This is a genomic window from Streptomyces sp. NPDC047085 (assembly GCF_040643735.1).
Classification (GTDB): Bacteria; Actinomycetota; Actinomycetes; order Streptomycetales; family Streptomycetaceae; genus Streptomyces.
This window is the reverse complement of the sequence record NZ_JBEYUW010000007.1, coordinates 1-22,178: the sequence shown is the minus strand read 5'-3', so window position 1 is coordinate 22,178 and position 22,178 is coordinate 1. Positions and strand designations below refer to the sequence as shown.

The following is a 22,178-nucleotide window of genomic DNA, read 5'->3' as shown; positions in this document are numbered from 1 at the left end:
TCCGCCTCCGGCAATGGGGTCCGACTGGCGCGCCTGCGCCATGGCACAACTGCGCTAAGGGCAGGCCGGGATCACGACAGGGACGTGGCGGGACCAGGGAGCGGGCGGGCTCACAGCCATGCGTGGCCGGCGGCGTGCCAGGCGAGTTGCATGCGGGTTTCCGCGCCGGCGCGCTCCATCATGGCCTGGATGCGGCGCTGGACGGTCCGCCGGCTCAGCCCCATCTGCGAGGCGATCGCCTTGTCGGCGACTCCGGCCACCAGCAGGGACAACAGCTTGCGATCGGTGGGGGACAGCGCCTCGGCCGGACCGGATCCGTCCGTCCCCGAGAGGGCGTCGGAGCCGTCGACACGCAGGGGGACGGCATCCTCCCAGTAGCGCTCGAACAGGGCGATCAGGGCCGCGAGCAGATTGCTGTCCCTGACCAGCGCGGTGGTGGGCTCCTCCGGGCTGCCGTGCGGCCCGCCCGCCACGAGCGGGAAGACGGCGACGGACCGATCGGCGATCGCGAGGCGCAGCGGCAGGTGTGGCACGGCCCGGGCGACCTCCCCGGCGCGCACGCCCGCCACCACGTTGTCCACGGCCCCTTCGTCGTCGAAGAACGCCTTCTCGTACAGCACCCGGTAGCGCACGCCCCGGGCCAGTGCCTCGAACTCCTCGGCGTTGCTGCCCGACGGCATGGCCACGTACTGGGCCTTGCAGAACCAGAGCATCTCGTCCTGCGCGCAGGTCTGGATCTGCCTCAGGTGCTGGCGCAGGGCCTCCGCCCCGGTGATGACCTCGAGCAACTGGCCTGCGTCGTGCCTGCGCATCGTGTCCTGGTAGGCCTGGATCAGACGGGTGGCCTCGAGCCTGGCCAGCTCCAGCGTGTCGGCGCTGCGCTTGAGCCGGGGAAGCAGCGCCACGTCCGGGGGAGCGGCCCGGAACAACCGGGGTGTGCCGTCCGTATGACTCGCGAGGCCTTTGAGGGCCAGGGAGTCGAGAATGCGCGCCGCGTCCGCGGCGGGCAGACCCGCGCGCTGGGCCAGGTCCTCCGCGGTGGCCCGGCCGGACGTGACGAGCAGCCGGTAGACGGACTCCTCCTCGGGCGAGACGCCGACGACCTCCAGCACCACGGACGCCTCCCGGTTCCTGGGCTTCAACAGTTGAATACCGTACTACATGGGAGGCGGGGCACAAGGGGCAGTCGATGCGGCCGGCACGGACGGGACATGCCGCGACGGCGGCCATGAGGCAGCGGCGGCTACGACGCCTCCTCGGTGTCCATCTCGAACCACACCGTCTTCCCCCGGCCGCTCGGCGAGTTCCCCCAGGAGGAAGCCAGGGCGGACACGATCACCAGCCCCCGTCCTCCCTCCGCCTTGTCCTCGTCGGGACCGAGATCCACGAGCATGGCGGGGTGGGAGTCACTGTCCCGTACCTCCACCCGGAGATGGTCCGGGTACCTGCGCAGACACAGGTCGACGTCGCTGTCCCCGTGGACGAGCGCGTTGGTGACGACCTCCGACGCCAGCACCTCGGCGGAATCGGACAGTTCGGCCAGATGCCAGTTGTCCAGGGACGCGGTGAGGAAGTGCCGGGCGCGCCGGACGCCCTGGTAGTCGTGGCGGTGCAGGTGCAGCCGTCTGATGTACTCCTTCACCTCCACCGAGGGGCCCTCGTACCGCAGCAGCAGAAGCGCGGCGTCGTCCGCCCGCGGGGTCCCTCCGACACCGGAGCCCATCAGCCGGTCGCCGAGCAGTTCCAGCTCGTCTCCGGAGGCCGCGACAGCCGCTTCCAGCGTCTCCCGGGTCAGCTCGCCACCCCTTCCCGACAGCCCGTCCGTGTACAGAACCAGCAGCGTCCCCGGTTCCAGAGTGAGGATGCCGGCCTGATACGACGGACTCGCCTCGACTCCCAGCGGGACGCCGATGTCGGCGGCGGCCGCCGGATACGCGCCGTCAGCGGTGCGGATCACCGGGCGCGGGTGACCGGCGCTGACGATCTGGGCCGTGCCGGTGTCGGGGTCGAGCCAGACGCAGCAGCAGGTCGCGAAGTGATCCGTCTCCAAGTCGACCATCAGGCGATTCGCGCGATACAGCACCGTGCTCGGGTCGTGGCCCTCCAGCGCATAGCTGCGTACCGCGCTGCTGAGCTGCCCCATCACCACGGCTGCCGCGGTGTTGTGGCCCTCGACGTCGCCGACCACCGCGGCCACGCCGCCGGAGGGGAGCGTGATCAGGTCGTACCAGTCGCCGCCGAGTTCGATCGCGCCACTGGGCGGCTCGTACCGGCTCGTGGTCACCACACCCGCGAGCTGGGGAAGCATCCGAGGCAGCAGGGCCTGCTGCAACTTCTGCGCCAACGCGTGGCCGGCGTCGTACAGCTGGGTGCGTTCGAGTGTCTGGCCGAGCAGCGTCGACAGGGTGGACAGGGGTGACAGGTGCGTGGCGACCGGGCGCTGCTCCGGCGCGAGCCCGATCGAGCACGTGCCCAGTGCGTGGTCGCCCGCCAGCAGCGGGAGCACGACCCACACGTATTCGTCACGGCCGTCCCCTGTCAGGCGGCCCTGCCCGGACGGCCGGCCCTGCTCTCCGGCCTCGTGGATGACCTGCCTCTTGTGCGTGATGGCGTCGGTTTCCGGGGACGTCGTGCTGACAGAGATTCCGTTGACGGCTTTCAGATACTCCTTCGAGCAGCCCGACGCGCCCACCACATGGAGCCGATCGCCCTCCATCAGGCTGATGGCCACAGCTCGGGCCCCGAATCCGGACACCAGGCGCTCGATCGTCAGCGCCACCGCGTCCCTCGTATGCACGACCGACATCAGGGAGACGGCCAGCTTGTGCAGGTGAAAGATGAAGGGTGCGCTCCAGCAGGTCTGCGGTCCGTCTCCTTCCATCGGGGCGGCCTGGCCGGTCTCCGCAGCGGCACCGCTCTCAGGAGAGACGACCAGCGGAAGCTTCGGAGGAGACAGAGAGACACCGCGGTGGGCAAGGCGGTCCAATTCGAACGAAAGATGTCGGGCTGCTTGGCGCAGGTAGTCCGTCTCCTCCGTCGACGGCTCCTGAACGTCGCGCGGCAAGAACACCACCAGCACACCGAACCGCCGCGCTCCTGCCGCCAGCGGTGCGGCGGCCACGAGGTGCGGAGCAGCCGCGTAGACCCCGAAATCGAGATGCTGTGCCGCTATGTCGTAGGTGCGGTCCGTGCAGATCCGCCCCGTTCGATGGGCCCGGACGGAGGGAAGGGTCAGGTCGTCGAGGGGCAGACGCTCGGGTGCGATCAGGCCCAAGGGCGAGGCGACGACCACCGCGGCCGCCAACACCTGATCCCCGGGCGCCGCGAGATAGACGGCGGCGGCCGACGCGTGCAGGTCGCGCATGCATCGGCGAGCCACCGACACGAACAGGTCGTCGCGGCCCGCCGCGTCGGCTGTGGTGCCGGCGCCGGACGACGGCTGAGAAGGGGATGCCGGAGACCGCATGTCACTCGCCCCAGTGCTTCGCAACACCTTCGTTCACGGTACTACGGGCCATACCGCCGGGCCTGCCGGCGTTGGACAGAGGGTCGAGCGGTGTCCGGTCAAGTCGAGCGGTGTCAGCCGAGCGGGTCGGCCGTGTCGCGCAGTGTGTCCAGGACCGAGGCGTACATGCGTGCCTTGATGGTGCCGAGGGTCTCGCCGGCCTTGCTCAGCTGTGCCTCGGCGATCTCCACGGCGGTGGAACGTACGGCGTCCTCGTCCACCGCCCGGTCGACGATGCCGGCGGCCGCGGCAGCCGACCCGCCGTAGCGGCGGCCGGTGACCATGGCCTCGTGCGCGGTCTGCGGTGCCAGCCGGGACCGGATCAGGGCGGACATGCCGGGCGTGAAGGGGATGTTGATGTCGGCCTCGGGCAGACACCAGAAGCCGCGGTCGGCGCGCATGACACGGAAGTCGTGTGCGAGGGAGAGCATCGCGCCGGCGGCGAAGGTGTGTCCCTGCAGGGCGGCCACGGTGATCACCGGCAGGGACAGCACGCGGGCGAAGAGCTCGTGGACGGAACCGCGGTAGCTCTCCTGCTGGTCGGCGTGGGCGGACAGCCACTCCAGGTCCAGGCCGTTGGAGAAGAACTTGCCCGTCGCGGCGGTCACCAGGGCCCGCGGCCCTTCCGCCTTCTCCACCTCGTCCAGCGCGGCGTCGACAGACGCGAGCCAGTCGGGATGGAAGCGGTTCTCACCGTCTCCGAGATCGAGCACGAAGACGTTGTCGTGGCGGTCGAGGGTGGGCATGTGCGCTCCTGGGGGCTGTGCCGACCTCTCGTCCGGGTCGGACGTCGATGTGTCAAGCCTGTGATGTGTCAAGCCTGCGATGCATCAAGCGTGTGCGGTCGTGGCGCGGAACGGAATGATCGGCTCGCTCCCGTCGGTATGACCGCGGCGGTCACACCGTCTCGGGCGCGGTCTTCTTGCGGGCGCGGTACGCGGCAGCCTTGATCCTGTTGCCGCAGGACTCCATGTCGCACCACTGCCGGCGCATGCCCCGCGAGCGGTCGATGTAGGTGCGGGTGCACTCGGGGTTGCCGCACTCCTTGAGCAGGGGGACGTCCGGCCCGCTCAGGAGCTCGATGGCGTGGCGCGCCACCAGAGAGAGGGCTTCGTCCGGCGTCGCCTGGGTCCATCGCCCCGTCGGAGTGAGCTGTGGCACCGCGGGGGGCCTGCGGGCCGCGTTGTTGACCACCGTCAGCGCCGCCCTGTCGTACTCCTCCCCGAGGCGACGGGCGGTCACGAGCTGGTAGACGGCTTCCCGTACGGTCGTCGCCCGCTCGACGTCGGCCTCCTGAGCGGGGGAGACCGCGTCGACGATGCCGGACTCCACATACCAGGCGTTCAGCCTGTCCGGCGTCGCGAACATCTCGAAGCGCACCGAACGGCGCGCCCGCAGGGTCGCGGCGAAGTCGAGTGCCGGGTTGCCGCATACGAAGACGTGGTCGAGATTCACATCACCATTCTGGGCGGTGACGGTCGGCCGGGCAAGGGTGCCGGCTCAGAGGCCGAGGTCGGCGGCGAGACAGGAGAAGGACGTCCACGACGCCTCGGGGTCGTAGGCGTAGCGCGTCGGGTCGTTCGGCCCGGCTGTCCTTTCCTCGACCATGTCTTCGTACTTGATGCGCTCGGGAAGCTTGCCGAACCGTGCTCGGCGTGCCGCCCCGGCGCCGTCCGCGGTGTTCTGGTCTTCCATGATCGAACTCCCTCTTGGTCTCGGCGAAACCGTCCCTCCGACAATGTGCCCCGTCCTCGTCACCTGTCAAGGGGGTGACGGAGCCCGACGAGGTCGAGGCTCCGCCGTGAGGGCCGGCCCCGCGTGCGGGATGCGCCGCCCCGTTGCACCATCCAAGACGGTCGGTCATATTGGTTAAGACGGTCGGTCATCTTGACCGCGATACACGCCAGGAGCAGCTCATGACCACGTACAAGGCCTGGGAAGTCACCGGCAGCCGAAACTTCCGCTTTGTCGACCGCGAGCTGGTCGACCCCGAGCCGCATCAGGTGCGGCTGAGGGTGGAGTACTGCGGGGTCTGCCACAGCGACGTGCTCGCCGCCGAAGGCCTGCGCGCCGACCCCGAACAGCCGATCGTGCCCGGACACGAGGTCGTCGGCGTCATCGACGCCGTCGGCGCCGGAGTCACCGCCTGGCAGGTGGGCGAGCGTGTCGGTGTCGGCTTCCTCGCCGGGCACTGCGGCGAATGCGACCCCTGCCGCCGCGGCGACTTCGTCAACTGCCGGCACCAGCAGCAGACGGGCACGACCGTGGACGGCGGCTATGCCGAGGTCGTCTACGCCCGCACCAGTGGCCTGGTCCGGGTCCCCGGGGACTTCCCGGCGGCCGAGGCGGCCCCGCTGCTGTGCGCCGGCCTGACCACGTTCACCGCGCTCCACAAGGCCGCCGGCCGTCCCGGCGCGCTCGTCGCGGTTCAGGGCATCGGCGGACTCGGGCACCTCGCCCTCCAGTACGCACGCAGTCTCGGTCACCGGGTGGCCGCCATCGCCCGCGGCGGCGAAAAGGAGGCCCTCGCACGGGAGCTGGGTGCCCACCACTACATCGACAGCACCGACGAGGACGTCGCCGGCGCGCTGCAGGACCTGGGCGGTGCCTCCGCCATCCTCGCCACGGCAGCCAGCGGCTCCTCCATGAGCCCCCTCGTGGCGGGACTCGCCCCGCACGGCAGGCTCCTGGTCCTCGGCGCCGCCCCCGACCCCGTTCAGGCGCAGACCGCCGACCTGATCTTCGGCAACCGGGTCATCCAGGGCCACCTCACCGGGACCCCGATCGAGAACGAGGACAACCTCGCCTTCAGCGCCGCGAACGGCATCCGCCCGCGGATCGAGACCTTCCCGCTGTCCGAGGCGCCCAAGGCGTACGAGCACATGCTCTCCGGGCGTGCCCGCTTCCGCGCGGTACTCGACGCCGGCTGACGCCACGCCACACCCGTGAGCCGGTCGGCCGGCCGGCTCACCTCCCACCTCGCCACCTCGCCACCTCGAAGAGAGTCACCATGAGCGTCAGGAACGTCTTCCGCCCCACCCGCAGGAGCGTTGTCGCACTGGGAGCCGTCGCCGGTGTCGCGGCGGTCACGATGGCCGCCACCGCTCCGGCCGACGCCGCGCGGGCCGAGCACCGCCCGCCGGCGCAGAAGCCCACGATCGTGCTGGTGCACGGTGCCTTCGTGGACGGTTCCAGCTGGAACGGCGTGATCAAGCGCCTGCAGCACGACGGCTATCCCGTCGTCGCCCCGGCCAACCCACTGCGCGGGCCGGCGAGCGACTCGGCGTACATCAGCAGCTTCCTCAGGAGCGTTCACGGGCCGGTCGTGCTCGTCGGGCACTCCTACGGCGGCTCCGTGATCAGCCAGGCCGCCGCGGGCCACCCGGACGTCAAGGCCCTCGTCTACGTCGCCGCCTTCGCGCCCGACAAGGGGGAGACCGTGACGGAGCTGAACGACAGGTTCCCCGGTGCCGAGCTCTCCACGGCCCTCGACGCGGTGCCCTACCCGCTGCCCGGCGGCGGCACCGGCACCGACCTGTACGTCAAGGCGGACAAGTTCCACGATGTGTTCGCCGCCGATGTGTCCGCGTCGGTCACCGACGTGGCGGCCGCCGCCCAGCGTCCCGTCTCGGCGTCGGCCTTCGACGAGAAGGCGACCGTGGCCGCCTGGAAGACCATCCCGTCCTGGGACCTGATCACCACCCAGGACAGGGCCATCGCACCCGACGAACAGCGCTTCATGGCGAAGCGCGCCCACGCGCACACCGTGGAGGTCACGTCCTCCCACGCCGTCACGATCTCCCACCCGGGTACGGTCACCGGCCTGATAGAGCGGGCGGCCCGGGCCATCACCCGCTGACGCCCGCCGGACGTATGCTTGACGTTCTCAAGACGACCGGTCGCATTTGCCGGGAGAGTTCCACAGGGGAGGCACACATGCCGAGGCCGAGCGTCCGGGAGCAGCTGGTCGAGGCCGCCGCGGACTGCTTTCAGGAGCGAGGGTTCAACGGGATCGGCGTTCAGGAGATCACCCGTACTGCGGGCGTGCCCAAGGGGTCTTTCTACAACCACTTCCCGAGCAAGGAAGCGCTCGCCGTCGAGGTGATGAACCGCTACGCGGTGGCCCGCCGGCCGGACATGCTCGAGGACCGGACGCTTGCTCCGGCTCCTCGCCTGCGCGCGCACTTCCGGTTCCTCGCCGAGGACCTGGAGCGCTTCGATTTCGCCCGGGGCTGCCTCTTCGGCAATTTCGGTGCCGAGCTCTCCACGCAGAGCGCCGAGGTCCGCGGGCAGGTGGAAGCCGCGCTGGAGAACTGGACCGCCAAGGTGACGGCGGTACTGGAGGAGTGCCGGGCCGCCGGAACGCTCAAGAGCACGCTCGACTCCGCGTCGCTGGCCAACTTCCTCGTCAACGCCTGGGAAGGCGCCGTTCTGCGGTCCAAGGTGACCCGGAGCAGGCAGTCGCTGGACGACTTCTTCGCCCTGTTCGACTCACTCGTGGACGGCTGAAGCCGCATAAACCGATGTGATCAGGCCTGGTCGGCGCCCGCGCCGGCGCGCTTGCGGGCGCGGTAGTTGCGCAGGTTGGCCGCATTGCCGCAGACGCGGACGTCGTGCCAGACGCCACTGTTGTTGCGGGAGCGGTCGTAGAAGGCCGTCGCGCAGCGCGGGTTCCGGCACGTCTTCAGGCGGCGCAGGGTGTCGGTGCACTGGGCCTGGTAGGCCTCGATGAGGGCGAGTGACGCGACCTGTCGCCATCCCGTGCCGCGCGGTTCGGCGTGGATATGGCCCTGTTCGTCGAGCCGTAGGGCGGTCGGCAAGGTCATGAGTGAGGCCACCGGGCCGGGCTCCGAGGACGCGTCAGGGGTCTGTGTCCCCACGAGTCGGTTCAGGTCATGACGGAAGTCGCGCAGCCCCTGTGCGTCCTCGGCCGTCAGGTCGATGGCGGGTGCCGGCCGGTGGGTGGCGTCGCTCCAGCTCCTCAGCGCCTGGTCGAGCCATGCGCGAGCGTCCTCGGCGTTCTCCAGGAGGTCGGCCTCGCGCGGCCGGCCGGCGGACAGGGTGTTGAGCAGGTCCTGTACGAGGGCCAGCCCGCCCGGGGCAGGCTCCAGGTCGTATCGGACCGTCGCGGTCCAGGACATCATCGGCTCTCTCTCCACACCGGCGACCGGTGCAACATGCTCATAGCCATTTCACCTATTACATGTGAAGTCTAAACGGTCGATGCGGTTCATGTCATCTCTCCCGATACAGGACGTGCGTCCTGCGGCTTGCTCTGAAGGGCTGCGCCATCGCAGGCCCGTACGACGAACAGAAGCGTCGCGGTATCGGCGGCCTCATGGGGCAGGCGTCGGGTGCAGTTCGGCCCAGAGGAGTTTGCCGTCCGGGGTGTCGCGGGAGCCCCACCTGTGGCTCAGCTGGTCGACGAGGAAGAGGCCGCGGCCGTTGTCGTCGGTGAGGCGGGGGTGGCGCAGGTGCGGGAAACAGCTGCCGGTGTCGTGTACCTCGCAGGTCAGGACGTGGTCCCGGATCAGGCGCAGCAGGATCGGCCCGCCCGCGTGACGGACGGCGTTGGTGACCAGTTCGCTGACGATCAGCTCGGTGGCCGCGGCCTGGTCCTCCACCCCCCACAGGGCCAGTTGCGCGGTCGCGAGGGACCGGGCGTCGCTGACGGCGGAGGGATCGGCCGGGAACTCCCAGGAGGCGACCCGGCTCGGGCCGAACGCGTGGGTCCGGGCGAGCAGCAGGGTGACGTCGTCGGACGACGGCGCCGTCGACAGTGTGTCCAGCACGGAGGTGCAGAGCTCCTCCAGGGGCAGGCCGGGCCGGGCCAGGGCGGTGCTCAGCCGGTCCAGGCCGGCGCCGATGTCGTGGTCCGGGGCCTCGATCAGGCCGTCGCTGTAGAAGGCGAGCACGCTTCCCTCGGGCAGTTCCAGCTCCACGGACTCGAAGGGGACCAGTCCGACGCCGAGCGGCGCTCCGGTGGGCAGCTCGGGGAAGGTGACCGTGCCGTGCGGGTCGACGATCGCGGGCGGCAGGTGGCCGGCGCAGGCCATCGCGCACCGCCGCGTGACGGGGTCGTAGACGGCGTACAGACACGTGGCGGCCATGGTTCCGGGGTCCGGGTCCCAGGGGGCGGAATCCGTCTCGGCGACGCGGATGACCTGCTCGTCCAGGCGGGCGAGCACTTCCTCGCACGGTAGGTCCAGGTTCGCCAGCGTGCGTACGGCGGTGCGGAGTTGGCCCATGGTGGCGGCGGCGTTGATGCCGTGACCGACCACGTCACCGACGACCAGGGCCACGCGCCCGCCGGACAGCGGGATCACATCGCACCAGTCGCCCCCGACACCGCGGTGGCTGTCGGCGGGCAGGTAGCGCCAGGCCACGTCGGCGGCGGACCCGCAGGTGGGGTGCCGGGGGAGCAGGTGGCGCTGCAGGGTGAGGGCGGCGGAGCGTTCACGCGCGTATCGGCGGGCATTGTCCAGACACAGCGCGGCCCAGCTGACGAGCTCCTCGGCCAGCAGCAGGTCGTCCTCCTCGAACGGGGCACGGTCCCCCTTCCGCAGGAACACCGCCACGCCCAGCACCGTGCCCCGCGCGTGGACCGGGACGACGATCAAGGAGTGGTTCGTGTCGTCGCGGTCCCGCTCCAACCGCGCCACGTCCGGGTTCAGCCAGGTGCGGGGACAGGTGCCCAGCGCCGGCTCGAAGTGGGACTTTCCATCGCGCAGGACACCGGTGAACGGCGACGTCGGTGGGACGAGAACCGGTTCGCCCGGTGCGAACAGGGACTCCGGGGCCCCCTGGCGCACCGAGGCCAGGCCCGCGCGACGGAGGGCCGGGAGGTCCCCGCCCTGGGTGCCCAGTCGCACCACGGGCTCCCCGCCGGTCCAGACCGCCTCCGCCAGGTCGACGGTCGCATGGTCCGCGAGGAGCGGCACCGTGAGATCGGCCAGTTCCTGTGCCGTACGCATGACGTCCAGGGTGGTTCCGATCCGCTTGCTGGCCTCGCCCAGGACCGCCAGCCGCTCGTGGGCGCGCCGCCTGTCGGTGACGTCGACGCTCACGACGCACACGCCCAGCGCTCGGCCCTGTGCGTCGTCGAGGCGGAAGAAGGAGGCGGACAGCGAGAGCCCACTGCGCCCCGCCGTCGGCCCGGAAGCCCGGAATTCCACGTCGAACACCGGGGCACCGCTCTCCAGTACCTGGCGCATCAACGCCTCGAGCGTCGCGGCCTGCGTGCCGGGTGCCGCCTCTGTCAGCTTGCGCCCCAGTCGCTGGTGCACAGGGATGCCGTCCTTGGCGGCCTGCGTGTCGTTCACCCAGGTGCAGCGCAGTTGCGGGTCGCGGATCACGACACCGATCGATGGGTGGGTGGGCAGACGCAGCGCGGCCGGCAGCGACTCCAGCACCCTGGTGTTCGCCGCCCACGGGGGGAGCGTGGCCTGGTCGGCCGCCGTGACGATCCACCCGGCCCGGCCCTGGTGTCCGGACAACGACTGCACGCACAGGCGCGCGCCGATCCTGCGGCCGTCGCGATGGCGCAGGACCCCGCGGCCGGACCACCGGCCCAGGGTTCTGACCTCTTCCGAGAACGGCGACTCCTGCGCCCCCTCGTCCGCACCGACCGCCAGCAGGTCGGCGGCGGAGCGGCCCACTGCCTCCGCGGCCGAATAGCCGACAAGCCGCTGCGCGGTCTCCGTCCACCCGACCACCACCTGGTGGGCGTCGAGCAGGGCTATCGCCGTGCCGGCCTCGTCCAGGGGCTGGCGGGCCGAGGTGACTGCTGTGTGCGCGGAGCCGTCCATGGGTCGTTCCTTCCGTGCCCCCTGTGTGGAGGTGCGTGGCATGGTCGGCCGTGTGCGCGCTGCTTCCGCACCCTCGAGTGAAATAACCGTACAACTCTTACCTATTACGGCAAAGGGGTGCAGATGGCTTCTATCGCCTAAATGTGGATTGTTTGGGCGATTTAGGCGGGGGATTGGTGATCACTCGACGCTCGGCGCCGAGGTCACGCCTCGCGGCCGGGCGCGGCGGTGAAGGGGGTGAGGCTCAGGCGTTTGGCGGTGCGGTTGTCGCCGGAGGAGCGGCCGCGCAGCCGCCTGCCGAGCCAGGGTCCCAGGAAGTCGGCGGCCCAGCGCAGTTCGCCGACCCCGGCGCGCCAGCCTGTGGGGGCGGGGGTCCGCGGGGTGGGCAGGGGGTGCGTCCAGGAGTCGTCGCTGCCCGGGAGGGCGAGGGCGTGGGCGACGGCTGCGGCGATGCGCTGATGGCCGAGTGGACTGGCGTGCAGGCGGTCCGGGCTCCACAGGCGGAGGTCGGTGACCACGGCGTGGTGGCTGGTCTCCGCGACCACGACGCCGTGTCGGCGTGCGGCGTCCCGGATGCGGTGGTTGAGGGCGGTGACACGGTGGCTGACGGGCCGGGCCAGCGGGGTGATGCGGGCGACGTCCGGGAAGGTGAGCGTGACGACGCGCGTCCCCTGGGCGGTGAGCGCGGCGAACATCGCGTCCAGGTGGCCGACGACCTCGTCCGCGTCGAAGCGGGGCCGCAGCAGGTCGTTGACGCAGGCCACCACGGTCGCCAGGTCCGGCCGCAGGGCGAGCGCCGGGGCGAGTTGTTCCGCGTGGACCTGGCCGGCGAGGCGGCCACGGACGGCGAGATTGGCGTACCGCAGGGCGGGGTTGTGCCGTGCGAGGTGCTCGGCGAGACGGTCGGCCCACCCACGCAGCCCGGTTATGTCATCGCCGTCGCCGACACCCTCCGTCTGGCTGTCGCCAAGGGCCACGAACCGTGAGAAGTGAACCTCTGTGCCGGGCATGGGCAAGCCTCTGTTCGATGAGTCGGGCGGCAGGTCCTGGTCAACGGAGCGTCAGGTGGTCTCCGACGAGGCGCGGACCTCTCCACCGGTCGGCGTCGCACGTCGTTCGAGTGCCCGGAGCGCGATCTCGCCCCACCGGATGTTCTCCCGTTCGAAGGCCATGCCGCGCAGCAATGTCAGGTAGGGACCGATGCGTTCGGCCTCCGCGCAGTACTCGTCCTCGGTGCGCCCCTTCAGGAGTCGCTCCCGGAGGCGTTCGTAGCGCGCGAGCTTGGCCGCGGCCCATTCCATGCGCTCACTGATGGCCGCGCGTACGGCCTCGATGTCGCCCACGTCCGCGCACTGCACCTTGACCATGAGCTCGTCCCGGATCGTCGTCGGCTTGCCCGGCGGCTCGGCGACGTAGGCCCGCACGGCTTCCATCCCGGCTTCGGTGAGCGAGAAGAGCCGCTTGTTCGGCCGGCGCTCCTGCTCGACGATCCGGGCGGCGATGAGCCCCTGGCTCTCCATGCGCTCCAGCTCCCGGTAGAGCTGCTGGGGGGTGGCCATCCAGAAGTTCGCGACAGAGGCGTCGAACCCCTTGGCGAGGTCGTAGCCGGACGCCTCGCCTTCGAGGAGCGCGGCCATCACCGCGTTGCGCAATGCCATGAGGCGCAAGCTAGCACATGGCTGATTAATCGCGGATGTGACTAGGTCAAGGGTGGACAAGTCTCCGCGGGGACGCCATAGTCTCCCCTACGCTTATTCAACGAATTGAATACCCAGAGGTGATTTCCGTGCACCCCTTCCGCAAGGCCGCCGAGACCCAGGACCACGCCGCCCTGGAGGCGCTGCTGGCCGAGGACGTCGTGTTCACCAGCCCGGTCGCCTTCAAGCCGTACCCCGGCAAGGCGATCACCGCCGCGATCCTGCGCGGGGTGTCCCGTGTCTTCGAGGACTTCACGTACGTACGCGAGATCGCGAACCCCGACGGCCGTGACCACGCCTTCGTCTTCACCGCCACCGTCGACGGCAAGCAGATCCAGGGCTGCGACTTCCTCCACTTCGACGAGGAGGGGAAGATCGACGACTTCCTGGTGATGGTCCGCCCGCTCTCCGCCGCGAAGGCGCTCTCCGAGGCCATGGGGGCCCAGTTCGACCGGATCGCCCGCGAGGCGGCCGCGCAGTGACCCGCGTGTCACCCATGACCATGGCCTCGCCGCCGTCGGGTGGATGACCCCGTCGGCCCGGCACGCGAGGGCTGACGTCGCCTACGCCGTCGATCCGTCGTCGGCGGGCTTCAGTTGCAGCGCGTTCTCCCAGATCTTGTTCAGCGTCGTCACCAGGCGTTCGAAGGGGATGCGCTGGCCGAGCACGAACACGCTGTAGGCCATGCGGCTCACCATGCCGGACAGAGCGTGGGCCGTCACCAGCGGATCGAGCGTGGGGTCGGCCTCGCCGCTGTCCTGGAGTGCCTGGATCATCTTGGCGTTGCGTCGCGCGAAGGCGTTGCCGCGTTCCAGCCGCATCGCCCGGAAGTTGTCGTCGATGTGGGCGACCTGTTCGAACAGCGCCATCAGGCGCGCGTTCTTCTTGTACGAGCGCAGATAGTCGCGGTTGGCCGCGTCGATGAGCTGCCGGGTGTCGGTGATGCCGGTGCGCTCGCGCAGATGCGGGTGGAGCATCTCCTCCTGCACCATGTCCACGAGCGCCCGGAACACGTCTTCTTTGTCGTTGAAGTACGTGTAGAACGAGCCGGACGCGACATGGGCGGCCCCGGTGATGTCGGTGATCCGGGCGTCGAGATAACCGTCGCGCTCGAAGACCTCGCGTGCCGCGGTGATGAGCGCGTTGCGCGTACGCTCGCCGCGCGGGCTGCGCGGGGCGAGCGGTTGCCGGGGGCCGTCATGGGCCGGGGCCTGGGAAGCCAATGCAGTCCATTCACCGTCGTTCGAACACATGCGGGGTGGCAGCCGATCATAGTATTCGCCGGGCGGTTCGGCCCTGGTCCGCACGCGGCGAAGGCCTCACCGTTCCAGGCCGAGGGAGCCGAGGAAACGGAGGAGTGCCGCGTTGACCTCCGCGGGGCGCTCCTGCTGGACCCAGTGGCCGGCGCCGTCCAGGACGACGTGCTCGCGCAGGTCGGTGAGGACGTCTCCGAGGCGGTCCGCGGGCATGAACCGCGCGACGGGGTCCTTCGAGCCGGTGAGGAAGAAGGACGGCTGCGTGATGGGCCGGCCCTCCAGCTCGCGGGTGAGCGCCCAGTTGCGGTCCATGGCGCGGTAGTAGTTGAGGCCGCCCGTGAAGCCGGTCTCCTCGAACGTCTTGACGTAGTAGGCCAGTTCGTCCTCGTCGAGCCACGGCGGTGCGGGAAGGTCCGCCTCGTCGCGGGCGGCCCACTCGGCGGAGAAGATCTCCCGTGCCACGAGCGTCCTGCGGACGTTGCGCGCCAGCGCCCGGTCCGCGACCCCGGGCTCCTGGAACCACACGATGTAGAAGTCGTCGCCCAGGCGCGAACGGAGGATGGGCAGCGGCGGGGCGGGGGCGCGCGGGGTGACAGGGACGCTCAGGCCGGCCACGGCGCGCACCCGTTCGGGATGCAGCCAGGCCATGTGCCACACGACGTTCGCGCCCCAGTCGTGCCCTACGAACACCGCGTCCTCGGCGCCGACGTCGTCCAGGAGACCCGCGAGATCCGCGCAGAGGCTCAGCACGTCGTAGGCCTCGGGCTCCTGCGGACGTGAGCTCCCTCCGTAGCCGCGCATGTCGGGCACGAGGACCCGGTACCCGGCGTCGGCGAGCGCGAAGAGCTGGTGGCGCCAGGAGAAGGCGAGCTCGGGGAACCCGTGGCACAGGACGACCGGCGGCGTCCCGGGCCGGTGCTCGCCATGCTCGAAGACGCGGAGAGTGATGCCGTTCGTGGCGACATCACGGGGCTCGAGACGCTCCCAGTTCGCGAGTGAGGCCTTCGTCGTCATGCGTCCGTACACCGCCCAATCGGCTGATCCCCCGAGCGAACATGCCCTGTTCAACAAGGGATTGGAAGTATTGAACTTGACGTTGGATTCAACTATACAGGGCGAGGCGACGGTGGCCGCGCCATCGACCAGACCCTGTTCCGCAGGGAGACATCCGAGAAGGTGAGTGCGTCGTGAGTACCGGTCTCGACAGCCGTGGCACGGAGACGTCGCCCGGGACACGCAGTGCCGTCCTCTTCGACTTCGGAGGGGTGCTCACCACCAGCGTGTTCGCGGCCTTCGAGCAGCTGGGGGCCCACCTCGGCTGTGACCCGCGGCTGCCGCTTCGACTTCTGGCCACGGACGAGGAGAGCGGCACCCTTCTCGTCGCGCACGAGGAAGGCCGGATCGGCGAGCTGGAGTTCGAACGGGGCTTCGCCGAGCGGCTCCGTGCCCACGGTGTGGCCGTCGACCGCGCGGAACCGGGCCTCGTACGCCGGATCCAGCGCGGGCTGAGGCCCGACGCCGCCATGATCGACCTGGTCGCGCGGGTCCGCGCAGGCGGGTATCGCGTCGGGCTGCTGTCCAACTCGCTCGGCGACGACTGCTACGCCGGGTTCGACCTGCCGGCCATGTTCGACGCCGTCACCGTCTCGGGCGAGGTGGGCGTCCGCAAGCCCTCGCGCCGGGCCTACGAGATCGCCTGCGAACGGCTGGGCGTGCGCCCGCACGGCGCGGTGATGGTGGACGACCTGAAGCAGAACATCACCGCGGCCGAGCGCGCGGGTCTCGCCGGGATCCTGCACAAGGACGCCTCCGCGACAGCCGCCGCGCTGAAGTCAGTACTCGGCCCCGCCGCACGGCCGCCGGCCACGCCACGCACGCGGTGACCCTGCTCGTTCCACAGCCACGCAGCAACGTTCCTCCCGCACTCACGTTCCTTACGCACCCACATTCCTTCCGCACTCCCGTTCCTTTCGCACCCCACGCACCCACAGAGGGGAAGCCGTGTACCAGACGACCGACAGGGGCAAGGCGTACCAGGAGAAGCTGCTCGCCTTCATGGACGAGCACATCTACCCCGCCGAGCCCGTCTACGAGGCGCAGATGGCGCAGTCCGGCGATCCGCACTTCCACCCTCCCGTCCTGGAGGAGCTGAAGGAGGAGGCCAGGAAGCAGGGACTGTGGAACCTCTTCCACCCGCATCCCGAGTGGGGACCGGGCCTGACCAACCTGGAATACGCCCCGCTGGCCGAGATCATGGGCCGCAGCCCGCACCTGGCCCCGGAGGCCACCAACTGCAACGCGCCCGACACCGGGAACATGGAGGTGCTGACGCTCTTCGGCACCGAGGAGCACAAGGAGCGGTGGCTCAAGCCGCTGCTCGCCGGTGAGATCGCCTCCGCGTTCGCGATGACCGAACCGGCCGTCGCCAGTTCCGACGCGCGCAACATCCAGCTGCGCATGCAGCGCGACGGCGACGACTACATCCTCAACGGCCGCAAGTGGTGGACCTCCAACGTCCTGCACAAGCACTGCAAGGTCCTCGTCGTCATGGGCAAGACCGACCCGGACGGGCCCAGCCACCGGCAGCAGAGCATGATGGTCGTGCCGCTGGACACGCCCGGAGTCACCGTGCTGCGCAACCTGCCCGTGTTCGGCTACCAGGACCGGGAAGGCCACGGCGAGGTCCTCTTCGAGAACGTACGGGTGCCTTCCACGGCCCTGCTCGCCCGCGAGGGCGACGGCTTCATGATCAGTCAGGCCAGGCTGGGACCCGGGCGCATCCACCACTGCATGCGCAGCATCGGCATGGCCGAGCGGGCGCTGGACCTGATGATCGACCGGGCCCAGCAGCGGACGACCTTCGGGGCGCCGATCGCCGAGCGGGCCAACATCCAGGACTGGATCGCCGAGGCCCGCGTCGAGATCGACATGGCCCGGCTGCTGACCCTCCAAGCGGCCCACCTGATGGACACCGTGGGCAACAAGGAGGCGCGGACCGAGATCGCCGCGATCAAGGTGGCCGCACCGGAGATCGCCCTCAAGGTCGTCGACCGCGCCATCCAGGTCCACGGCGGAGCCGGCGTCTCCGACGACTTCCCCCTCGCGAGCATGTACGCCCACCTGCGCACCCTGCGCCTGGCGGACGGACCCGACGAGGTGCACAAGCGGACCATCGCGCACCGGGAACTGCGCCGGCGTGAAGCCGAGCGGGGTGCGCGCCGGGGAGCGTCGAGCGGGCGGGAAGCGACCTCGTGAGTGACCCGACGCCGGCCCACGTGCGGGAGACGTGGCAGACACTCGAGCCGTACCACGGCGCCGTCTACTTCTCGCCCGAGGCACACGCCGCCTACGGGGAGTTGGGAGTGGTGGGCCAGGCGGGATACTTCGCCTCCCGTGCGGCGGCCCTCGGACCCGTCGGTCCCGAGGTGGTGACGGCCACCTTCTACAACTTCAACCCCGAGGCGGTACGGGCCGCACTGCCCGCCGTGTGGGAAGCGGCACCCCCGGAGGCGCTTCTCGCGGCACGGCTGCGCGGTATGGACGCGACCCTGCGCCGGGTCCTCGGGGACGAGGTGCTCGCCTCCGAAGAAATGCTCCGCGCGGCCGAACTCGCCTCGACCGCCGCGCGGGCGACCCTGGCGTACCTGCACGGGCGGCCCCTGTTCGCGGCGCACACGGCACTGCCCTGGCCCGAACAGCCCCACCTGGCGCTGTGGCACGCGCAGACGCTGTTGCGTGAATTCCGTGGCGACGGGCATGTCATGGCACTCGTGGACGCCGGCCTGAACGGCATCGAAGCGCTGGTCACCCACGCCGCGGTGGGCCCAGTGGGGGCGCAGGCGCTGCGCACGACCCGGTCCTGGTCGCAGGAGGAGTGGGACGCGGCCGTCACCGGCCTGCGTTCCCGAGGCTGGCTGACCGACAGCCCGGACCTGGTCCTCACGCAGGAGGGCGAGGAGTGGAGAGCGGCCGTGGAACGCGCCACGGACCGCCTCGGCGCCGCCCCGTACCTGGCTCTGGGCGCCGACGGCTGCACCGAACTGCGCGACCTCGTACGCCCTTGGAGCAGGGCGCTGGCAGCGGAGTTGATGCCGTGGGCGGTGCCGCGCCTCGCCGATCGCTAGCGGTCCGGCTCAGGCAGCGGGCTGGAGAGCGATGTGCATGCCGAGGGCGATCATCACCGCTCCCGTGACCTGTTCGAGGCGGGTGGTCAGACGGCTCGACAGCGCACCCGCGACGCGGGAGGCCAGGTACGCGAGACCGGTGAGCCACAGCACCGAGAGAGCGAGGTGACAGGACCTCGTCGAGCCGGTCGGCGCCCGCTCCTCAGCCCAGCTTCTTCAGCAGTTCGGCGGCGAGCGGGGCGGAGGAGGAGGGGTTCTGGCCGGTGACCAGGTTGCGGTCGACGACCACGTTCGGCGCCCACGGCTCGCCGACCTGGACGTCGACGCCCGCCTCCTCGAGGCGCGTCTGCAGCAGCCACTTCGCCCTCTCGGCGAGGCCGGCCTGGGTTTCCTCGGCGTTGGTGAACGCCGCCGCCCTGTACCCGGCGAAGGCGTTGGAGCCGTCGCTCTTCTCGGCGGCGAGCAGCGCGGCCGGGGCGTGGCAGACGACGCCGAGCGGCTTGCCGGAGTCGAGCGTGTCGATGAGGAGCCTGCCGGAGGTGGCGTTCACGGCGAGGTCCTCCATGGGGCCGTGGCCGCCGGGGTAGAAGACGGCGTCGTAGTCGTCCAGGTTCACGTCCTCCAGCCGGATCGGGTTCTTGATCTCGGCGATGGAGGCGAGAGTGGCGGCGATCCTGTCGGCGCCCTCCTGGCCGCCGTTGACCTCGGGGGCGAGGCTGCCCTTGTCGACGGTGGGGACGACGCCGCCCGGGGTGGCGACGACGATCTCGTGCCCGGCCGCCTTGAACGCCTCGTACGGGGTGACGGCCTCCTCGGCCCAGAAGCCGGTGGGGTGCTTGGTGCCGTCGGCCAGCGTCCAGTGGTCGGCGCCGGTCATCACAAACAGGATCTTCGACATGGTGCTTCTTTCGGGAGAGAGGCTGACGCTCTCGAACGTAGGACGCTGAGCCATTGGTTTCCAATGAAGACTTCAATGCCTGGTATTGAAACTTCTATGGCTGCCCCAGCCTCCATGGCACTGGGCGGTCCCATAGGGAAACGCTTAGATTCCCGGTGTGAGCGATAGCGATTCTCATGGCACGTCTCCGGCTCCGCCCCAAGCCGCCGGCACCCCGCACCCCCTCGATCTGAACCTGCTGCGCACGTTCCTCGCCGTGTACCGGTCGGGCTCCTTCACCGGTGCCGCCCAGCTACTCGGGCTGTCGCAGCCCACGGTGACGACGCAGATGCGGGCGCTGGAACGGCAGACGGGGCGGGAGCTGTTCGAGCGGCTGCCGCGCGGCGTCGCGCCGACGACCGTGGCCGACGAACTCGCGGCGCGGGTCGCCCCGGGGCTCGACATGCTCGCCGCGGTGGCCGGCCCGGACGCCGGGGCGGGCCGCAGGGCCGATCCGGTGCATCTCGCGGGTCCCGCCGAGTTTTTGTGCACCCGGGTCCTGCCGTCGCTGGCACCGCTCGTGGCCGACGGGGTACGGCTGAGGGTGGCGACGGGGCTGACCGACGCGCTGCTCGACGAACTGCGGGCCGGCCGCCACGACCTGGTGATCGCCACGATCCGCCCGCGGGGCCGTGCGCTGTCCGCGGTTCCGCTGACGGACGAGGAGTTCGTCCTGGTGGCGGCGCCCTCGTGGGCCGATCGGCTCAAGGAGCCGCTCGCCGTCGAGGGCCCCTCGGTCCTGCACCCGGTTCCGCTGGTGACGTACGCGGAGGACCTGCCCATCGTCCGCCGCTACTGGCGGCACGTCTTCGGCCGCCGGCTCTCCTGCCCCGCCGCCGTCACGGTGCCGGACCTGCGCGGCGTGAAGGCCGCGGTGGTGGGCGGTGCGGGCTTCAGCGTGCTGCCCCGCTACCTGTGCGCCGACGAACTGGTCTCCGGCGCCCTCGTCCCCCTGCACGAGCCCGACGACCTGCCGATCAACACCGGCTACCTGGTCCAGCGACCCGGTGCTCCTGGTAACACGGACGTGATCCGCGTCCGCGAACACCTGCTGGAGGCCGCTCGTACATGGTCATGACCTCGCCGCAGGGTGGTCAGCGGCCTGGGTCGGCCCAGCCACGCTCCGGGGCACGCTCGCACGCGTACCGGGGGCGTGGCCGGGCCGGCGTTCGGTGTGGCTCACCCGGCGGGGTCGAGGACGACCGGCAGTTCGGCGAGCCCGCGGAAGGCAGGGAAGGGGACTTCCAGCCACCGTGCTCCGGCGGCGGGGTCGGCCAGGGTCATCCTGGGGAAGCGGTCGAACAGACGGGTCAGCGCCAGCTGCGTCTCCAGCCGGGCCAGCGGGGCTCCCAGGCAGTAGTGGCTGCCGTGTCCGAACCCCAGATGGGCGTCCTGCGCGTTGCCCGGCCGCATCACGTCCAGCTCGTCCGGGGCGTCGAACTTCCGGGGGTCGCGGTTGGCCGAGGAGATCGCGATCTGGACCAGGGCGCCCTTGGGGATCCGGGTCCCGCTGTACTCGATGTCCTCGGTCGCGTAGCGGAACGTCGCGCTCTCCACGGAGCCGTCGTAGCGCACCAGTTCCTCGACCGCCGGACGGATCAGGTCCGGGTTCTCCCGCACGGCGCGCAGCTGCGCGGGATGGGACAGGAGGTGGTGGACGGCGTTGCCGATGAGGTAGGCGGTCGTCTTGTGCCCCGCGAACATCAACAGGAACGCCGTGGAGACGAGTTCGTTCTCGGTGAGCGCGTCGTCGTTGTCCCGGACCGCGATGAGCGCGCTGAGCAGATCGTCACCGGGATGGTCCCGCTTGGCGCCGATGAGCTCGGTGAAGTACGCGTGCAGATCCTCTTCCGCCTTCTGCTGGGCCCGCTTGGCCTCCTCGCCGAAGCCGGTCTGCGCCACCGTGGTGGACAGGTGCTGCATCCGTGACCGGTCCCGCGGCGGCACGCCGAGCAGATCGCAGATCACGACGATCGGCAGCGGGAAGGCGAACGCGGGCAGCAGGTCGAAGCGTTCCTGGGTCGGGCACTCGTCGAGCAGGCTCTCGACGATGTCCTCGATCCGGGGTCGCAGGGCCTGCACCCGCTTCGGGGTGAACGCGGAGTTGACCATCCTGCGCAGCCGGGTGTGCTTGGGCGCGTCGGAGTTGAGCATGTTGTCGTCCAGCGCGATGGACGAGTCACCGAAGATCCTCCGGTAGGCGTCCATGGCCCCGTACATGTCCTTGCTCAACCGCGGATCCGACAGGGCCGCCCGCGCGTCCTCGTACCGGGTGATGAGGTAGGTCTCGTTGCCGTGCGGCGGTCGCATGGGGCAGACCGGCGCCTCTTCCCGGAGCCGGGCGTAGAACGCGTGCGGATCGCGCCGGAACTCGGGGGTGCACCGCTCCGCCGCGGTGACGGCCTCGTGCGTGGTGGTCACGGACGGCTCCTGAGGTCGAAGAGGGTCTCGGCGTTGCCGCCGAGGATCTGCCGCTGGGCCGCCTGGTCGACCGGCAGCTTCTCGATCATGTGGATGAAGTCCTCAAGCGGCGCCGCCATCGGCGGTGAGTCGGTGCCGAACAGCATCCGCTCGGGGCCCAACACCTCCGCGTTCAGGCTCAGATGCGCCGCGCTGAACGGGCTCGTGTCGACGTACATGCGCCGCAGCGCCGCGGCAGGGTCGGCCGCCGGCTCCCTCGTCGCCGGCCCGTTCGCCGTCGGCCTGCCGGCCCTCGGATCCCCGGCCTTCTCCGGGGCGGAGGCCGCCACGGGCCGCCCGGGGGGCGGCGGGGGCCGCCCCCCCCGCCGCCGGGGCGCCGCGCGCGGGACCGAGCCCGGGCGCGCGCCCCACCCCACGACCCCCCGCGCGG

At 70.6% G+C, this 22,178-nt stretch carries 23 protein-coding genes and 1 pseudogene; 9 read left to right on the top strand and 15 right to left on the bottom strand.

The genetic code is table 11. The features are described 5' to 3' along the window. Positions 1-110 precede the first annotated feature (110 nt). From ABZ865_RS23865 to ABZ865_RS23845, 5 genes are all read right to left on the bottom strand, one after another. Positions 111-1,115 carry a helix-turn-helix domain-containing protein gene (locus tag ABZ865_RS23865; RefSeq protein ID WP_361234566.1) on the bottom strand — a complete coding sequence of 335 codons (1,005 nt, stop codon included), beginning with the start codon at positions 1,113-1,115 and terminating at the stop codon, positions 111-113. Positions 1,116-1,243: 128 nt separating this feature from the next. Beyond that, entirely contained in the window at positions 1,244-3,364 is a 2,121-nt protein-coding gene (locus ABZ865_RS23860; RefSeq protein WP_361233759.1) for an ATP-binding SpoIIE family protein phosphatase, read from the bottom strand. Positions 3,365-3,579: 215 nt separating this feature from the next. Beyond that, the gene (locus ABZ865_RS23855) at positions 3,580-4,251 is read right to left on the bottom strand and encodes an enoyl-CoA hydratase-related protein (RefSeq protein WP_361233756.1); all 672 of its coding nucleotides are present in this window, start codon (positions 4,249-4,251) and stop codon (positions 3,580-3,582) included. 151 nt (positions 4,252-4,402) lie between these two features. Further along, the gene (locus tag ABZ865_RS23850) at positions 4,403-4,960 is read right to left on the bottom strand and encodes a CGNR zinc finger domain-containing protein (RefSeq protein WP_361233753.1); all 558 of its coding nucleotides are present in this window, start codon (positions 4,958-4,960) and stop codon (positions 4,403-4,405) included. Positions 4,961-5,005: 45 nt separating this feature from the next. Next, complete coding sequence (locus tag ABZ865_RS23845; RefSeq protein WP_361233751.1) at positions 5,006-5,200, bottom strand: hypothetical protein; 195 nt, start codon at positions 5,198-5,200, stop codon at positions 5,006-5,008. Positions 5,201-5,421: 221 nt separating this feature from the next. Here ABZ865_RS23845 and ABZ865_RS23840 point away from each other — a divergent pair, with 221 nt between their 5' ends. The 3 genes from ABZ865_RS23840 (at position 5,422) to ABZ865_RS23830 (ending at position 8,014) form a co-directional block, all read left to right on the top strand. Beyond that, on the top strand, positions 5,422-6,435 hold the full coding sequence (locus ABZ865_RS23840) for an alcohol dehydrogenase (RefSeq protein WP_361233748.1): 1,014 nt from the start codon (positions 5,422-5,424) through the stop codon (positions 6,433-6,435). An 80-nt stretch (positions 6,436-6,515) separates the two neighbouring features. Continuing rightward, the gene (locus tag ABZ865_RS23835) at positions 6,516-7,364 is read left to right on the top strand and encodes an alpha/beta hydrolase (protein WP_361233745.1); all 849 of its coding nucleotides are present in this window, start codon (positions 6,516-6,518) and stop codon (positions 7,362-7,364) included. A gap of 77 nt (positions 7,365-7,441) precedes the next feature. Next, on the top strand, positions 7,442-8,014 hold the full coding sequence (locus ABZ865_RS23830; protein ID WP_361233742.1) for a TetR family transcriptional regulator C-terminal domain-containing protein: 573 nt from the start codon (positions 7,442-7,444) through the stop codon (positions 8,012-8,014). Positions 8,015-8,034: 20 nt separating this feature from the next. Here ABZ865_RS23830 and ABZ865_RS23825 read toward each other — a convergent pair whose 3' ends face one another. The 4 genes from ABZ865_RS23825 to ABZ865_RS23810 all read right to left on the bottom strand — a co-directional run bounded on the left by ABZ865_RS23825 (position 8,035) and on the right by ABZ865_RS23810 (position 12,971). Next, the gene (locus tag ABZ865_RS23825; protein ID WP_361233739.1) at positions 8,035-8,649 is read right to left on the bottom strand and encodes a CGNR zinc finger domain-containing protein; all 615 of its coding nucleotides are present in this window, start codon (positions 8,647-8,649) and stop codon (positions 8,035-8,037) included. A gap of 192 nt (positions 8,650-8,841) precedes the next feature. After that, positions 8,842-11,313, bottom strand: a complete 2,472-nt coding sequence (locus tag ABZ865_RS23820; RefSeq protein ID WP_361233736.1) for a SpoIIE family protein phosphatase — start codon at positions 11,311-11,313, stop codon at positions 8,842-8,844. A 203-nt stretch (positions 11,314-11,516) separates the two neighbouring features. Beyond that, positions 11,517-12,323 (bottom strand): SGNH/GDSL hydrolase family protein, encoded by an 807-nt coding sequence (locus ABZ865_RS23815; protein WP_361233733.1) that lies wholly within the window; start codon positions 12,321-12,323, stop codon positions 11,517-11,519. A 51-nt stretch (positions 12,324-12,374) separates the two neighbouring features. Then, positions 12,375-12,971, bottom strand: coding sequence for a PadR family transcriptional regulator (locus ABZ865_RS23810; RefSeq protein WP_361233730.1), 597 nt, complete (start codon positions 12,969-12,971; stop codon positions 12,375-12,377). A 128-nt stretch (positions 12,972-13,099) separates the two neighbouring features. On the opposite strand from ABZ865_RS23810, the gene ABZ865_RS23805 reads away from it, so the two are divergent. Next, positions 13,100-13,492, top strand: coding sequence for a nuclear transport factor 2 family protein (locus ABZ865_RS23805; protein WP_361233727.1), 393 nt, complete (start codon positions 13,100-13,102; stop codon positions 13,490-13,492). An 81-nt stretch (positions 13,493-13,573) separates the two neighbouring features. Here ABZ865_RS23805 and ABZ865_RS23800 read toward each other — a convergent pair whose 3' ends face one another. Further along, on the bottom strand, positions 13,574-14,233 hold the full coding sequence (locus ABZ865_RS23800; protein WP_361233724.1) for a TetR/AcrR family transcriptional regulator: 660 nt from the start codon (positions 14,231-14,233) through the stop codon (positions 13,574-13,576). Positions 14,234-14,329: 96 nt separating this feature from the next. Continuing rightward, positions 14,330-15,280, bottom strand: a complete 951-nt coding sequence (locus tag ABZ865_RS23795; protein WP_361233721.1) for an alpha/beta hydrolase — start codon at positions 15,278-15,280, stop codon at positions 14,330-14,332. Positions 15,281-15,453: 173 nt separating this feature from the next. On the opposite strand from ABZ865_RS23795, the gene ABZ865_RS23790 reads away from it, so the two are divergent. The 3 genes from ABZ865_RS23790 (at position 15,454) to ABZ865_RS23780 (ending at position 18,390) form a co-directional block, all read left to right on the top strand. Next, positions 15,454-16,149, top strand: a complete 696-nt coding sequence (locus tag ABZ865_RS23790; protein WP_361233716.1) for an HAD family phosphatase — start codon at positions 15,454-15,456, stop codon at positions 16,147-16,149. 118 nt (positions 16,150-16,267) lie between these two features. Continuing rightward, complete coding sequence (locus ABZ865_RS23785; protein WP_361233713.1) at positions 16,268-17,521, top strand: acyl-CoA dehydrogenase family protein; 1,254 nt, start codon at positions 16,268-16,270, stop codon at positions 17,519-17,521. Next, positions 17,518-18,390 (top strand): hypothetical protein, encoded by an 873-nt coding sequence (locus ABZ865_RS23780; RefSeq protein ID WP_361233710.1) that lies wholly within the window; start codon positions 17,518-17,520, stop codon positions 18,388-18,390. The genes ABZ865_RS23785 and ABZ865_RS23780 overlap by 4 nt, the downstream gene beginning before the upstream one ends. Before the next feature lie 9 nt (positions 18,391-18,399). Here the strand turns inward: ABZ865_RS23780 and ABZ865_RS23775 are convergent, their stop codons facing one another. Beyond that, on the bottom strand, positions 18,400-18,543 hold the full coding sequence (locus ABZ865_RS23775; RefSeq protein WP_361233707.1) for a hypothetical protein: 144 nt from the start codon (positions 18,541-18,543) through the stop codon (positions 18,400-18,402). A gap of 49 nt (positions 18,544-18,592) precedes the next feature. Continuing rightward, the gene (locus ABZ865_RS23770; protein WP_361233703.1) at positions 18,593-19,288 is read right to left on the bottom strand and encodes a type 1 glutamine amidotransferase domain-containing protein; all 696 of its coding nucleotides are present in this window, start codon (positions 19,286-19,288) and stop codon (positions 18,593-18,595) included. 229 nt (positions 19,289-19,517) lie between these two features. Between ABZ865_RS23770 and ABZ865_RS23765 the strand changes: the two genes are divergently transcribed. After that, the gene (locus ABZ865_RS23765; RefSeq protein WP_361234563.1) at positions 19,518-20,405 is read left to right on the top strand and encodes a LysR family transcriptional regulator; all 888 of its coding nucleotides are present in this window, start codon (positions 19,518-19,520) and stop codon (positions 20,403-20,405) included. A 101-nt stretch (positions 20,406-20,506) separates the two neighbouring features. Here ABZ865_RS23765 and ABZ865_RS23760 read toward each other — a convergent pair whose 3' ends face one another. Both ABZ865_RS23760 and ABZ865_RS23755 read right to left on the bottom strand, forming a co-directional pair. After that, positions 20,507-21,748 carry a cytochrome P450 gene (locus ABZ865_RS23760; protein ID WP_361233700.1) on the bottom strand — a complete coding sequence of 414 codons (1,242 nt, stop codon included), beginning with the start codon at positions 21,746-21,748 and terminating at the stop codon, positions 20,507-20,509. Continuing rightward, positions 21,745-21,966 carry an amidohydrolase family protein gene (locus tag ABZ865_RS23755; protein ID WP_361233697.1) on the bottom strand — a complete coding sequence of 74 codons (222 nt, stop codon included), beginning with the start codon at positions 21,964-21,966 and terminating at the stop codon, positions 21,745-21,747. Before ABZ865_RS23755 ends, ABZ865_RS23760 begins: the two co-directional genes overlap by 4 nt. Between ABZ865_RS23755 and ABZ865_RS23750 the strand changes: the two are divergent. Beyond that, positions 21,965-22,178 (top strand): annotated as a pseudogene (locus tag ABZ865_RS23750) (hypothetical protein); the annotation flags it as partial. The gene ABZ865_RS23755 and the pseudogene ABZ865_RS23750 sit on opposite strands and share 2 nt — an antisense overlap.

Excerpts from the sequence above, each read along its gene's own strand:
- ABZ865_RS23860 (WP_361233759.1), bottom strand. The coding sequence starts at position 3,364 with ATGCGCGACCTGCACGCGTCGGCCGCCGCCGTCTATCTCGCGGCGCCC.
- ABZ865_RS23855 (WP_361233756.1), bottom strand. The coding sequence starts at position 4,251 with ATGCCCACCCTCGACCGCCACGACAACGTCTTCGTGCTCGATCTCGGA.
- ABZ865_RS23845 (WP_361233751.1), bottom strand. The coding sequence starts at position 5,200 with ATGGAAGACCAGAACACCGCGGACGGCGCCGGGGCGGCACGCCGAGCA.
- ABZ865_RS23840 (WP_361233748.1), top strand. The coding sequence starts at position 5,422 with ATGACCACGTACAAGGCCTGGGAAGTCACCGGCAGCCGAAACTTCCGC.
- ABZ865_RS23835 (WP_361233745.1), top strand. The coding sequence starts at position 6,516 with ATGAGCGTCAGGAACGTCTTCCGCCCCACCCGCAGGAGCGTTGTCGCA.
- ABZ865_RS23830 (WP_361233742.1), top strand. The coding sequence starts at position 7,442 with ATGCCGAGGCCGAGCGTCCGGGAGCAGCTGGTCGAGGCCGCCGCGGAC.
- ABZ865_RS23825 (WP_361233739.1), bottom strand. The coding sequence starts at position 8,649 with ATGATGTCCTGGACCGCGACGGTCCGATACGACCTGGAGCCTGCCCCG.
- ABZ865_RS23820 (WP_361233736.1), bottom strand. The coding sequence starts at position 11,313 with ATGGACGGCTCCGCGCACACAGCAGTCACCTCGGCCCGCCAGCCCCTG.
- ABZ865_RS23815 (WP_361233733.1), bottom strand. The coding sequence starts at position 12,323 with ATGCCCGGCACAGAGGTTCACTTCTCACGGTTCGTGGCCCTTGGCGAC.
- ABZ865_RS23810 (WP_361233730.1), bottom strand. The coding sequence starts at position 12,971 with ATGGCATTGCGCAACGCGGTGATGGCCGCGCTCCTCGAAGGCGAGGCG.
- ABZ865_RS23795 (WP_361233721.1), bottom strand. The coding sequence starts at position 15,280 with ATGACGACGAAGGCCTCACTCGCGAACTGGGAGCGTCTCGAGCCCCGT.
- ABZ865_RS23770 (WP_361233703.1), bottom strand. The coding sequence starts at position 19,288 with ATGTCGAAGATCCTGTTTGTGATGACCGGCGCCGACCACTGGACGCTG.
- ABZ865_RS23755 (WP_361233697.1), bottom strand. The coding sequence starts at position 21,966 with ATGTACGTCGACACGAGCCCGTTCAGCGCGGCGCATCTGAGCCTGAAC.